The organism is Arsukibacterium perlucidum DSM 18276 (assembly GCF_000382165.1).
In the GTDB taxonomy this organism is placed as follows: domain Bacteria; phylum Pseudomonadota; class Gammaproteobacteria; order Enterobacterales; family Alteromonadaceae; genus Alishewanella; species Alishewanella perlucidum.
Genome location: NZ_KB907710.1, coordinates 99,893 through 112,742 on the forward strand (window position 1 = coordinate 99,893; position 12,850 = coordinate 112,742).

Annotated in this window: 15 protein-coding genes; 9 read left to right on the forward strand and 6 right to left on the reverse strand. The window is 48.7% G+C overall.

Going from position 1 to position 12,850, the window contains the following annotated elements; all coding sequences use genetic code 11:
* The first annotated feature begins 16 nt into the window (after window positions 1-16).
* The 4 genes from nqrF to H141_RS0109410 all read left to right on the forward strand — a co-directional run bounded on the left by nqrF (window position 17) and on the right by H141_RS0109410 (window position 3,557).
* Window positions 17-1,243 (forward strand): NADH:ubiquinone reductase (Na(+)-transporting) subunit F, encoded by a 1,227-nt coding sequence (nqrF, locus tag H141_RS0109395; protein WP_019676007.1) that lies wholly within the window; start codon window positions 17-19, stop codon window positions 1,241-1,243.
* Window positions 1,244-1,464: 221 nt separating this feature from the next.
* Window positions 1,465-2,382, forward strand: a complete 918-nt coding sequence (locus H141_RS0109400) for an FAD:protein FMN transferase (protein ID WP_019676008.1) — start codon at window positions 1,465-1,467, stop codon at window positions 2,380-2,382.
* A 3-nt stretch (window positions 2,383-2,385) separates the two neighbouring features.
* Entirely contained in the window at window positions 2,386-2,598 is a 213-nt protein-coding gene (gene nqrM, locus H141_RS0109405) for a (Na+)-NQR maturation NqrM (protein ID WP_019676009.1), read from the forward strand.
* A 92-nt stretch (window positions 2,599-2,690) separates the two neighbouring features.
* Complete coding sequence (locus H141_RS0109410; protein ID WP_240473114.1) at window positions 2,691-3,557, forward strand: MBL fold metallo-hydrolase; 867 nt, start codon at window positions 2,691-2,693, stop codon at window positions 3,555-3,557.
* A gap of 75 nt (window positions 3,558-3,632) precedes the next feature.
* Here H141_RS0109410 and dbpA read toward each other — a convergent pair whose 3' ends face one another.
* The 5 genes from dbpA to ygfZ all read right to left on the reverse strand — a co-directional run bounded on the left by dbpA (window position 3,633) and on the right by ygfZ (window position 8,007).
* The gene (gene dbpA, locus H141_RS0109415; protein WP_019676011.1) at window positions 3,633-5,012 is read right to left on the reverse strand and encodes an ATP-dependent RNA helicase DbpA; all 1,380 of its coding nucleotides are present in this window, start codon (window positions 5,010-5,012) and stop codon (window positions 3,633-3,635) included.
* Between the two features lie 88 nt (window positions 5,013-5,100).
* Window positions 5,101-5,427, reverse strand: a complete 327-nt coding sequence (locus H141_RS0109420) for a bactofilin family protein (RefSeq protein WP_019676012.1) — start codon at window positions 5,425-5,427, stop codon at window positions 5,101-5,103.
* Between the two features lie 8 nt (window positions 5,428-5,435).
* Window positions 5,436-6,386 (reverse strand): M23 family metallopeptidase, encoded by a 951-nt coding sequence (locus H141_RS0109425; RefSeq protein WP_019676013.1) that lies wholly within the window; start codon window positions 6,384-6,386, stop codon window positions 5,436-5,438.
* A 153-nt stretch (window positions 6,387-6,539) separates the two neighbouring features.
* Entirely contained in the window at window positions 6,540-7,025 is a 486-nt protein-coding gene (locus H141_RS0109430; protein WP_019676014.1) for an FKBP-type peptidyl-prolyl cis-trans isomerase, read from the reverse strand.
* 10 nt (window positions 7,026-7,035) lie between these two features.
* Window positions 7,036-8,007: a tRNA-modifying protein YgfZ gene (gene ygfZ / locus H141_RS0109435; protein ID WP_019676015.1), complete on the reverse strand. Its 972-nt coding sequence runs from the start codon at window positions 8,005-8,007 to the stop codon at window positions 7,036-7,038.
* Between the two features lie 136 nt (window positions 8,008-8,143).
* On the opposite strand from ygfZ, the gene H141_RS0109440 reads away from it, so the two are divergent.
* On the forward strand, window positions 8,144-8,395 hold the full coding sequence (locus H141_RS0109440) for an FAD assembly factor SdhE (RefSeq protein WP_019676016.1): 252 nt from the start codon (window positions 8,144-8,146) through the stop codon (window positions 8,393-8,395).
* Entirely contained in the window at window positions 8,382-8,819 is a 438-nt protein-coding gene (locus H141_RS0109445) for a protein YgfX (protein WP_019676017.1), read from the forward strand. The genes H141_RS0109440 and H141_RS0109445 overlap by 14 nt, the downstream gene beginning before the upstream one ends.
* A 21-nt stretch (window positions 8,820-8,840) precedes the next feature.
* Here H141_RS0109445 and nadB read toward each other — a convergent pair whose 3' ends face one another.
* Window positions 8,841-10,445, reverse strand: coding sequence for an L-aspartate oxidase (nadB, locus tag H141_RS0109450; RefSeq protein WP_019676018.1), 1,605 nt, complete (start codon window positions 10,443-10,445; stop codon window positions 8,841-8,843).
* Between the two features lie 215 nt (window positions 10,446-10,660).
* On the opposite strand from nadB, the gene rpoE reads away from it, so the two are divergent.
* From rpoE to H141_RS0109465, 3 genes are read left to right on the forward strand one after another with little or no spacing between them, the layout of a single operon-like run.
* Window positions 10,661-11,236, forward strand: coding sequence for an RNA polymerase sigma factor RpoE (gene rpoE / locus H141_RS0109455; protein WP_019676019.1), 576 nt, complete (start codon window positions 10,661-10,663; stop codon window positions 11,234-11,236).
* 35 nt (window positions 11,237-11,271) lie between these two features.
* A complete protein-coding gene (locus H141_RS0109460; protein WP_019676020.1) occupies window positions 11,272-11,874 on the forward strand; it encodes a sigma-E factor negative regulatory protein in 603 nt (200 codons plus the stop codon).
* A gap of 1 nt (window position 11,875) precedes the next feature.
* Window positions 11,876-12,805: a MucB/RseB C-terminal domain-containing protein gene (locus H141_RS0109465; protein ID WP_019676021.1), complete on the forward strand. Its 930-nt coding sequence runs from the start codon at window positions 11,876-11,878 to the stop codon at window positions 12,803-12,805.
* Window positions 12,806-12,850: the final 45 nt, after the last annotated feature.

Consider the following 12,850-nt stretch of genomic DNA (forward strand, 5'->3'; position numbering starts at 1 on the left):
GTAGAAGGAAAATACAATGCAAGAGATATATCTTGGCGTTGGCATGTTCACAGTAGTGGTAGTGATGCTGGTATTTATTATTCTGGCAGCAAAATCAAAACTGGTAGCCAGCGGCGACATTACAATTAGTATTAACCATGACCCTGATAAAGCCATTAAAACCAAAGCTGGCGGCAAATTGTTGGGCGCATTGGCTGATAACGGCATTTTCCTGTCGTCAGCCTGTGGCGGCGGTGGTACTTGTGGTCAGTGCCGGGTGCACATCAAATCAGGTGGTGGCGAAATTCTGCCAACTGAAATGGGTCATATCAGCAAAGGTGAAGCGCGGGAAGGTTGCCGTTTATCATGTCAGGTGGCGGTTAAATCTGATATGGAAATCGAAGTTGAAGAAGAGATATTCGGCATCAAGAAATGGGACTGTAAAGTTATCTCTAATGATAACAAAGCAACCTTTATTAAAGAGCTGAAAATGGCGATTCCGGATGGCGAGTCAGTACCATTCCGCGCTGGTGGTTATATCCAGATTGAAGCGCCGCCACATCATGTTAAATACAAAGATTTCGATATCCCGCAGCAGTTCCGTGGTGATTGGGAACGGTTTAATTTTTTCAGCCTGGAATCAAAGGTTGATGAAGAGACTATTCGCGCTTACTCAATGGCAAACTATCCGGACGAAGAAGGCATTATTTTGCTGAACGTGCGGATTGCTACGCCGCCACCTAATAACCTGAGCCTGCCTTGCGGCAAGATGTCATCATTTATCTGGGGTTTGAAAGAAGGTGATTCGGTAACGATTTCAGGGCCATTTGGTGAGTTCTTTGCCAAAGAAACTGAAGCAGAGATGGTGTTTATCGGTGGTGGTGCCGGCATGGCGCCAATGCGTTCGCACATCTTTGATCAGCTGCGCCGCTTAAAATCTAAGCGCAAAATCACTTTCTGGTATGGCGCCCGTTCGAAGCGCGAAATGTTCTATGTGGAAGATTTCGATATGCTTGCAGCTGAGAACGACAACTTTGAATGGCATGTAGCGCTGTCAGATCCGCAGCCGGAAGATAACTGGGATGGTTATACCGGGTTTATTCATAACGTAATTTATGAAAACTACCTGAAAAACCACAAAGCACCGGAAGACTGCGAGTACTACATGTGCGGACCGCCAATGATGAACAAAGCGGTTATCAACATGCTGAAAGATTTAGGTGTGGAAGACGACAACATACTGTTGGATGATTTTGGCGGTTAATTCCACTTTATGGTAGTGAAGTCTAAAGGGGTAACGTTATGCGTTGCCCCTTTATCTTATTAGCAATATTGTAAGCAATATAATCAGGAATGTTAGCAGGACATATGATGAAACGTTGTTACCCTTTTTCGTTTATCTGGTTAGTTGTTATATGCTTATGGCTAAGCGGTTGCTCACCTGCGGCAAAACTACCCCAAGAGCAGACATTGCACGGCAACACTATGGGGACAACTTATAGTGTGACGTTTTTCAGTCTGCAAGCGGTTGATAGCGATTTACTGCAACAAGAAATGGAGCAGGAACTTGAGCTGATTAATGATCTTATGTCGACCTACCGGCCGGCATCTGAATTAATGCAATTTAATCAGTTACAAAGCACTGAACCTTTTACCCTAAGTGAACCAACAGCGAAAGTTGTTGCCGAAGCGATCAGAATTGGTCAGCAAACCGGCGGAGTGTTAGATATCACTGTAGGTCCGCTGGTAGAGTTATGGGGCTTTGGCGCCCGTGGCCGGATTACTGAGCGTCCTCTGCCGGAACAACTGGCTATGATCATTGATTATGTTGGCCTCGATAAGATAATCCTGAGCAATAATCAGCTATCCAAGCTTGACCCGAGAATCGCGATCGATTTATCGACCATTGCCAAAGGGTATGGAGTAGATCGTTTAGCCGATATTCTGGAAGCGGCTGGCATAACAGATTATCTGGTGGACATTGGTGGTGAAATGCGGGTCGGAGGTACTAAACCTGATCGCGCCTGGCGGGTGGCAATTGAAAAGCCCGTAGCTGGAAATCGTGCGGTGCAGCAGATTATTACTCCGGGCGATATGGCGGTTGCTACCTCGGGTGATTACCGAAATTATTTTGAACAGGATGGTATCCGCTATTCGCACCTGATTGATCCACGAACGGCAGAGCCGGTGCAACATCGAACGGTATCCAGTACCGTCATTCATCGCAGTAGTATGACAGCAGACGGTTATGCCACAGCGTTACACATTATGAATGCAGAAGAAGCACTGCAGTTTGCTAACCAGCATCAGCTGGCACTGCTGCTGATTGTCAAAACCGATGATGGCTTTATCGAGTTAGTAAGCGATGCATTTAAACCCTTTTTAGCTGACGAAGTGAGGTAAGCGATGGGCGTTTTTCTATTTACCTTTGGTTTATTCCTGGTGGTGGTGTTGGCCATGGCAGTAGGCTTTATTGTCCAACGCAAAACCCTGGCCGGTAGTTGTGGTGGCCTTGGTGAGTTAAACATAGCTAAAGCATGTGATTGCGACAAACCTTGCGAGAAAAGACTGAAACGGCTGGAAAAAGAAAAATTCTGGCAGGATAATAAAATCATCTGAATTGTGATTCCGGGCGTATAGGTTAAGCTGTTTACTGGTGCAGGCGCTGGTTTGCCTGCAATTTTTAACGCTAACCTGTACTAAGGATAATAATGATGACCAGGTTTCTACCTTACACCCTGATCCTGTTACTTACATTAAGTTTGCCTGTGCTGGCAAATCGCTTTGCTAACGTTGAAATTAATGCTACGCCGCTGGCCGATAATCTGTATATGCTAACGGGTTCAGGCGGCAATATGGCGGCGCTGGTAACCGATAGTGAAGTGATATTAATTGACGCCCAGTTTGCTGAGCTGGCCGATAAAATTAATGCCAGACTTGTCGAACTGAGTGCTGGTAAAGCACTGGGCACCCTGATTAACACCCACTTACATGCAGACCATGTAAACGGCAACAGTGCGTTAAAACCAAAGCGGATTATTGCTCATGTTAACGTTTTGAAACGCCTGAGCGCAGATGAATCCTTTCCACGTAGCGGCTTGCCCGGCGAAACTTTTGAAACCCAATTAAGCCTGAACTTCAATGGTCAGAAAGTCCGCCTGGAGTACCTGCCACCCAGCCACACTGATGGCGATATTATTGTCTGGTTTGAAGGCAAAAATGTCGTGCACATGGGCGATATGATGTTTGAGGGACGTTTTCTGTTTATTGATTTGAATAACGGCGGTTCGGTGCGGGGCTATATTGCCAATGTGGCTTATGTGCTGGATCAGATAGATGATAAAACAATAGTCGTGCCAGGCCATGGCCAGCTGACCGACAAAGCCGGCTTACAACGCTTTCATCAGATGATGGTAACAACCCTGGCAATAGTAGAACAACAGCAGGCCAAAGGCTTAACTAACGAGCAAATTGTCGAAGCCGGCCTTGGTGCAGAATGGGCAAACTGGCACTGGAATTTTATTACTGAACAGCGCTGGATCAATACGCTACTGCAAGCTGAACCTTTAACACTGTAATGTCGTGGTTTGTCGCCAGCGTTACTTCGCCAGCGTAGTAACGCTGGCGAAGTACATAGCAAACCGGGTTTGCTGCTACAGTCGCCAGACCCGGTATTTCTTGCCCTTCATTTTGCCGTCGTTTAAAAGTGCTAACGCCTGTTTTGCCACTTTGCGGTTAACGGCAACAAAAGCTACCGTATCCAGTAACTGAATTTTGCCGATATCGGCAAACACAATCTGGCCGGCGCTGGTCAGGGCACCAACGATATCACCCGGCCGTAATTTATGTTTTTTTCCGCCATCAATTTGCAGAGTTTGCATCGCAGGTTCAGGCAAAGGTTGTTGCAGCACCGAATTATCAGGTAGTGACCGGGCTGTGATCTCAAGGCTTAGTTGTTCAGCCAGTGCTGCCAGCTTCTGGCCATCATCCGGACTTAGCAGGGAACAGGCCAGCCCGCTGTTACCGGCGCGACCCGTGCGGCCAATCCGGTGGGTATGGGTAGCCACATCATGGGCCAGCTGATAGTTAATAACTAAATCCAGCTTGTCGATATCAAGGCCCCTGGCCGCAACGTCGGTTGCTACCAATACACTCACACTGTTGTTACTGAATTTAAGTAACGCATGTTCACGGTCACGCTGCTCTAAATCACCATGCAGGGCGATAACACTGACACCGGCCTGCTGTAAGGTGTCTGCCAGCTCCTGGGTTTCCCGTTTGGTATTGCAAAATACCACGGTGCTGGCTGGTTGAAACCGGTGTAACAGCAACTTAACGGCGTCGGCACGTTTTACGCCATCCAGCTGATAGAATTGCTGCTCGATGCTGCTTTGGGTATGAGGGCTTGCCACTGTTACAGTAACAGGGGACTGCATAATGCTGTCGGCGATCTGGCGGACAGCGTTGTCAAAAGTGGCACTGAAAAGCAGGGTTTGCCGTACTGCTGGTACATCAGCCAGGATGGCATTCAGCGCATCAGCAAAGCCCATTTCCAGCATCCGGTCTGCTTCATCCAATACCAGGGTGGTTAAATTAGTCAGATCCAGCCGTTGCTGCTGCAAGTGGTCGAGGATCCTGCCAGGGGTGCCAACAATAATATGGGCCCCATGTTCCAGCGAAACAATCTGGCCACGGGTCGGCACACCGCCGCACAGGGTCAGTACTTTAATGTTATGAATATTGCGGGCCAGTTTACGAATTTCAGCGGCCACTTGTTCTGCCAGCTCACGGGTAGGGCACAGTACCAGACTTTGGATCCGGTAGCGCTTAACATCCAGCTTTGCCAGTAATCCCAAAGCGAAGGCTGCTGTTTTTCCGGAACCGGTTTTAGCCTGCGCGATAACATCCTTGCCGTCTAAAATAGCGGGCAGGCTTTGTGCCTGGACCGGTGTCATCTGGTGGTATTCGAGGCTGGTTAAGCATTCCAGCAAGGGCGCTGGCAGTGCCAGTTGGCTAAAACAATGTTCAGACATGAAAATATCCTGCAATAAATAACAGGACGCCGCCTGCAAGGGGGCGGCATTATAGCAGATGTTAGCGGGGCATGTTGACGTTTTGCAGTCAGGCTTTACTTTCTATTCTGTTATCAGCTGCTGTTTCGTTCTGCGGCTCTTTTTTAGCCAGACTTAATACCTGATCCTGAGCAGTGGCCTGAGTTTCGCCGATAAAGCTACCGCCGCGTTCAATACATAAATCATCAGTATGAATAACGCCATGTGCTTTACCCTGAGGTAATATTTCAACGGTGTTAGCAAACAGCTCGCCATCGAACAGGCCGTTAATAATAACTTTATCTGCGGTAACCTGAGCTTTAACCCGGCCTTCAGCGCTGATAATCAGCGTTTTCTCACTGGTGATAACCCCTTCGACATAGCCATCTACCTGCATATCGCAGCTTAGTCGGAGGCTTCCGATAATTGAGCATCCCGCAGCGATGACAGTTGTAGTTGTGTGCTTGCTTTGGTTTGCAGCATCGTTACTAAAGAATCCCATTTAATGCTCCGTTCTTTTTCGAAAACCAGGTCAAAATTGTTTGCATCCCAATCCATAAAGTTTTGCGGATTGAGCGACCGGTCTAAAAAGTGTATTTCATAATGCAAATGTGGTGCCGTTGAGTTACCGGTATTGCCTGATGTAGCGATTAACTGACCTTTGTGGACGAACAGGCCATTGGCAACTTTAAACTCGTCTAAATGGGCATAGAGCGTCGAGAAACCAAAAGCATGGCGAATTTTCAGCAAATTGCCATAGCCATTCTTGCTGGGGCGGACTACTTCAACCACGCCATCTGCCGGGGCGTAAATTGGCGTACCGCGATTGGCAGATAAATCTATACCGTTATGATGTTGTTGTTTGCCCATAATTGGATGAGTGCGGACACCAAAACGGGATGAGCGACGGCGGAACTCCAGTGGTGAGCCATTAGGAACCAGCTGCAACATTGCCATTTTAGCACTGGAGTTTACCGTCGCGGTATCCAGCCTGGCTTCTAAATCCTGCGGGAATTGTTGTTCCAGGCCGAGCGTTAATTCAATTTCGCCCAGCCGGTTGCTGACCTGCAGCATTTCATCCTGCTTAATCGCCAGTTCCTGCTGTAATTGCTCCCGGGTCTGGCTAAGCTCAGTGATTTCTGTAGCGAGTTGTTTAGCTTGTGCTGCCAGTACTTGTTGTTGATTTTTAGTATGGTCGACTGTTTTCAGCAAATAATCGATTACAGCCGCGGTAATAATAACAGTAAACAGAATGAGCCATAAGCTAATTACTGCATTGCGTTTAAACAGTTTGCTGACACTAAAGTGGCGGGTACCATTGATGCTCGATACCGAGATAATAATTCTATCTTTCATCTGATATAACAGCTTTTACAATGGTTAAAAACAAGACAAGAGGTCAAAATAGGGCGCTTTGTCGCTGCTGTCAAGGTTTTCGTCGCTTTGTTAAATGACAAAACCGCAGCAAATAGCCGCGGTTCTGGCACTAATTACATTAATGTCAATGCATTAATGGCTTTCGTCACCCTCAATGCCATGCACGTGGCCATGGGCTAATTCTTCTGCGGTGGCATCACGTACTTTCAGTACTTCCACTTCGAAACTAAGTTCAATACCTGACAGCGGATGGTTGCCATCCACGACTACTTCTTCTTCTGTAACATCCAGAATAATAACTGACTGCTCACGACCATCCGGGCCTGCGGCCCGAAAACGCATTCCTGGCGCCACATCCATGCCCTCAAACATGTTTTTAGGTACGGATTGCACCAGCTGATCATGGCGCTCGCCATAGGCATCTGCTGGCGCAATAGTGGTGGAAAAGCTGTCACCAACCGTTTTGCCGGCTAACGCTTGTTCCAGGCCGGGAATTAATGCGCCATGGCCAAACAAAAATACCAAAGGCTCGCCATCAACAGATGAATCCAGTTTATTACCTGCCGGATCGGTAACTGTATAGTGCATGGCGACGACTTTGTCTTGTGAAATGGTCATGAAAACCTCTTTAACTTAAAGGATAAGGTAACGGCAGTAACTGCAGTGCCGGTGCACTGTCTGACTTTAACCGTAACGTGTCTGCCGGTGTTATATCATTAGGCAGCACCGCAATTAACCAAAGCTGGTTATTGATATTTACTGCGTTAATAACCTGGCCGACCCGGCGCCAGTTGTCGTTAAACTGTTGTTCGATATCACAGCCTGCAGCTGGCGCTTCGTCCGTTTCTGCTTGCAGGATCCAGGCAGCGCGCTTATTGCGGCCCAGGTATTTCATCCGCGCCACTGTTTCCTGGCCAAGATAACAGCCCTTAGTGAAGCTAATGGCATCCACCGCCTGTAAGTTAAGCATTTGCGGCACAAATTCGCCAATCAGTGGTTGTTCCAGATAACACAGACCGTGCAGAATATGCTGCTTTAACCACAGGGTAGGCGCAGCCAGCGGGTAGTCGCTATCCAGCAGGGCTATCGCATCAGCTTTGGGCAGAATCAGCATAAAATGCTCAGCAGCCAGCTGTAATACTACTCCGCCGTTGTGGCGGCTTAGCCTACCATTGCCGTCTGGCAATTTAAAGCCAAGTTGGTCGATCAGCTTTTCAGCACCTGCACCGCCGATGCCGAGTGTCGCAAAACTGTCTTGCGCTGCGGCAAAGCTCACTTTAGAGAACACACCGAATTTGCGCCACTGGGCAACCGAAGCACTTAGTTCATCCCGAAAGGCGACAACCAGCAGTTCATCGTTGTGTTGCAGTAAATGGAACACAGACCAGGTTTTACCCTTGGCATCACAGTGGGCGCCCCGTAAAAATGTATCGTCGCCAAGCTGGTCGATGTCACAGGTGGTCTGGCTTTGTAAATACTTGCGGTTATCAGCGCCGCTAACACTGACAATCTCGAACGCGGGCAGGGGGGCAATAAAAGCGCCCTGAACCTGATTGGATAATTGGCCGTAACTCTTTGCAGTTAACCAGGATGTATGCATTGTTTATATCACCAGAAGTATCACCAAAGCTAAGATAGTTGTAACATTGGGGCTGCAGTGAAAAGCTCAACCCCATAGCGGCAGATTTGTTGAATTGCCATTATCCTTATAGTGTAGTTGCCAGAAAGGAATTTGAATGACCGAGTTAATGATTAAACCCCGTCTGCGCTGGGCTTGCCGCCGTGGCATGCTAGAGTTGGATGTGTTGTTGGCGCCTTTTGTTGAGGAAGGCTATGACGCGTTGTCACTGCAGCAAAAACATGATTTTGAGCGATTGCTGGCATGTGACGACCCGGATTTATTTGCCTGGTTTATGGGTCACGCCAAAACAACCGATCCTGCGCTGCAGGCCCTGATTAAGTTAATTCTTGACCGTGTCCGGGTGTAATGTTGCTATCTGCCGCTCGCGCTGGCGCCAATACGGCCTGCTGGTGCTGGCGATAGTGGTTTTTCTGATATTTGCTATCCAGCCTCTGTCACTGCTTACCCTCTGGCTGATTGCCCCGTTTCTTTGGGGACTGTATTGGTACGGAATAATTTTGTATCAGCAAAAAGCAGTAGCCAAAGGTTTGAGTGTGCAGGCCAATGGCCAGTTGCGCTGGTTGCAAAGTGAACAACCCGGCGGGCAACTTGTTGCGGGTTGTCTGGTCAGTGAGTTCGGGCTGCTGGTTCGCTGGCAAAATGACAATAACCAACAGTATGGACAATGGTTGCTTGCTGACCAGCTGTCGGTCGCCCACTACCGGGCATTGGCCCGGCAGCTTAATCAGGTGAACTGGCAAGCCAGCGCCGGTAAATACCCGGCTAATTAGGGCAATAACGCTGCGCAGGGGCTAAGGCTTTGGTGCCAGCACCGTAGGTTTACTGTTGCTTAGCAACTCTGGGTAGTCGAGATTATAGTGTAAACCACGGCTTTCTTTTCTGGCCATAGCACAACGAATAATCAGTTCAGCAACCTGTGCCAGATTGCGCAGCTCTAGTAAATTGTGGCTTAGCCGGAAATGGCTGTAGTAGTCATGAATTTCTGATTGCAACAGCTCTACCCGATGCAGCGCACGCTCCAGCCGTTTGTTAGTGCGGACAATCCCAACATAGTCCCACATAAATAGCCGCAGTTCATGCCAGTTGTGGGTAATGACAATTTCCTCATCGGAATCACTAACCCTGCTCTCATCCCATGGCGCTATCTCAGCATAGCTGGCGTCGGCTGATAACTGGCTTATTATATGTTTGGCAGCGGCCTGAGCAAACACCACACATTCTAATAAAGAATTGCTGGCCATCCGGTTGGCACCGTGCAAGCCAGTGTAGGCTACCTCGCCAATGGCATAAAGATTATGCAAATCGGTCTGGCCATTAAGGTTAGTCAGCACCCCACCACAGGTATAATGTGCTGCCGGGACCACCGGGATAGGCTGGCGGCTGATATCAATACCGACACTTAAACACTTGGCGTAAATAGTGGGAAAGTGCTCAATAATAAAATCTTTCGGCTGATGGCTGATATCAAGGTACAGACAATTGGCGCCAAGGCGTTTCATTTCATAATCGATTGCCCGCGCCACAATATCCCGGGGGGCCAATTCAGCGCGTTCATCAAATTCAGGCATAAAGCGGCTGCCATCCGGCCGGCACAAATAGGCACCTTCACCGCGCATTGCTTCTGAAATTAGAAAATTTGGCGCGTCCGGGTGATACAAACTGGTTGGGTGAAATTGATTAAACTCCATATTGGCGACCCGGCAACCGGCACGCCAGGCCATGGCAATGCCATCACCACTGGCAACATCCGGGTTACTGGTATACAGATAGACTTTACTGGCGCCGCCGGTAGCAAGTGCGACAAAATGCGCTTTAATCGTTTCAACTTTGGCGCGGGTTTTGTTCCAGACATAAGCACCATAGCAGCGTCTGGCATCTAAGCCCAATTTGCTGCCGTTGATTAAATCGATCGCGTTATAGTTTTCCAGTAGCTGGATATTAGGGTGCTGTTTTACCTGGTCCACCAGGGTTATCTGCACCGCCTGGCCGGTGGCATCGGCAGCATGCAAAATACGACGATGGCTATGACCGCCTTCCCGGGTCAGGTGGTACTTCAGACTACCATCGCTGTCATGATACTGATCAAAGGGTACGCCCTGCCTGATAAGCCACTGCATCGCTTCTTTGGCATGTTCGGCTGTGTATTGCACCGCGGCCTCGTCACATAAACCGGCACCAGAAATTAAGGTATCGCTAACGTGGGAGGCAATACTATCATTTTCGTCAAATACCGCAGCTATGCCACCCTGGGCATAGAGGGTAGAACCTTCGCGCAGCGGCCCTTTACTTAACACTAACACTTGCGCATGATCTGCTAATTGTAACGCCAAAGTTAAACCGGCAGCGCCGCTGCCAATAATTAAAACGTCACAATGATATTCATGTTGTAGTGTCATGCGATACACTTATCCCAGTTAAGCCTTAATGTTAGGGTAACCTCGAGGTTACCGCTGCAATTACCCGACAGCAGGACTGTTGGATCAGCTTATTGTAGCGGTTTTGTCATAATAAACAGAACTATTTATTGTGGCCGTGGTCTGAGCTTCGACGCCAGACAAGGGCCATTTAAAATCGACTACCTAATAAGTATTACAGGGGACAGGCTCACAGAATGAGCGAGCAAGAATTAGATTGGCAAATTGTCCAGCGGGTCCAGCAAGGCGATAAAGCCGCTTTTAATTTGTTGGTGAAAAAATATCAGCATAGAATCGCGAACTTAATCTCCCGTTATGTCTCTAATCACGGAGATGTGGCAGACGTTGCTCAGGAAGCTTTTATTAAAGCGTATCGTGCTATGCCGGGGTTCAGGGGGGAAAGTGCTTTTTACACCTGGCTTTACCGGATTGCGGTTAACAGTGCTAAAAATTATCTGGTAGCCAATGGCCGCAAGCCGCCGGCCACCGATGTAGACGCTGAAGACGCCGAATATTTTGAAGGTAGCGATGCGTTAAAAGAGCAGGACTCGCCAGAGCGGTTATTGCTGTCGGACGAAATTCGGGCGGTGGTATTTAATACCATAGATAAGTTACCAGATGAACTTCGGACCGCAATAACACTCAGAGAGCTTGAAGGGTTAAGTTACGAAGAAATAGCAGAAGTAATGGCGTGTCCTATCGGCACAGTACGCAGCAGGATTTTCCGGGCGCGTGAAGCGATAGACATTCAGCTTAAACCATTGATAGGCTAAATCGGATAATGAACAGCAAGCAGACAGGAAAAATTATGTCGTCAGAAAAGCAGGATTGGCTCTCAGCCGCCAGTGATAACAGACAAATCAGTAAAACTGAACTGGACCTGTTGTTGCAGCAGCCTGAGTTACAGCAAAAGCTGGAACGCTATCAACTAGCTGCGGCTGTATTTCGTCAGGAAAAATCAGTTCCGTTACCTAAAGATTTCAGCGCCGATATTGCCGCGTTATTGCAGGATGAGCCGACATATCAACTAAGTCAAAGCCGTAATCTGCTGCACAAAGTAGGGGCCGGTATCAGATATGCTGCGAATGGCAGTTGGCTCAAGCCAGCGGCGCAGGGTGCTGTAGCTGCAGGGGTAGCGCTTTTTGCGGTACTAGGCGTGCAGCAGTATCAACAGCCAACGGGGCAGGAACTAATGTTGCCAAGTCCGGTATTGCAAACTAACCCGATAGGCGGCTTTGCCACTCCGGTCAGTCTGAGTTCCACTACCGCTGATACCCGCTTTGCCGAGCAGGAACAGCAAGCGATGCAAGAGCAGCAACGCAGGCTGCAAGCTTTACTACAGGCCCATCGGCAGCAGGTTCGGCTAATGGAGCAGGAACAGGCAAAAACTGAGCAAAAAAACGAGCAGTAATATGAGCAAAGTAGTAAGTCTGTGTTGCACCCTGTTGTTTTTGTGCAGCAACTTGCTGCAGGCTGATGATGCTGGCTGGGCCCTGTTTGATAGGGTGCAGTCAAGCGTAAAAAAGTACAATTTTGATAGCTCTTTTGTAGTATTTAAAGGTGGACAGGTAGAGACCTTTCGCTGGCAACATGGCCGCAAAGGTGATAAGGAAATTGAACACCTTGTCCCTCTCGACGCCGAGGGCGTTGATATCTTACGACGGGATGGTGTGGTCTATTACTTCTTAACGGATCGGCCGGCCCTGGTTACCATCAGTGACAGTATCAAAGAGTTACCCGCCATTCTTTTTCAGGACAGTCAGCAGATTAAGCAACTTTACACTGCGGTTCTAGGCAGTAGTTCAGTCATGTCAGGCCACACCGCCCAGCTGCTGAGACTCAGTGCTAATGATACCAGCCGGCACAGCTATTGGTTATGGGTTGAAGCAGAATCAGGCTTTCCGCTGCGGATTGATGTGATGTCAGAACAACAGGCACCGCTGGAGCGCTGGCTGGTAACCCACATGCAAATTAGTCCGGAGCTGCCTGACAATCTGCAGCGCCTGCTGGATAGCGAATTACCTGAGCCGGCCAGCCGCCAGACAGGTGCCGTATTGCCGGTAAACCAACTGGAGCTAACCTGGCTGCCTGATGGATATCAGTTAGTCAGCGACCCTCACATCGTGCCTCAGCTACAGCAAAGCCTGTTGGGCTACTGGTTGCTGACAGATGGCCTGCATCAGGTTTCAGTTTTTGTGCAGCCTACCCAGCGCATGCCGACCCAGGCTTACCGGGATGGCGCGACAACCATCTATATGTTAAGTGCGCCGCAGCATGATATAACAGTGATTGGCCCGGTCAGTATTAATGTGGCCGAGCGCCTTGCTGCAGCTGTGCGCTAGCAAAAGAAGATTATCAGTGAATGACTACTACTAACGGATCTCAGG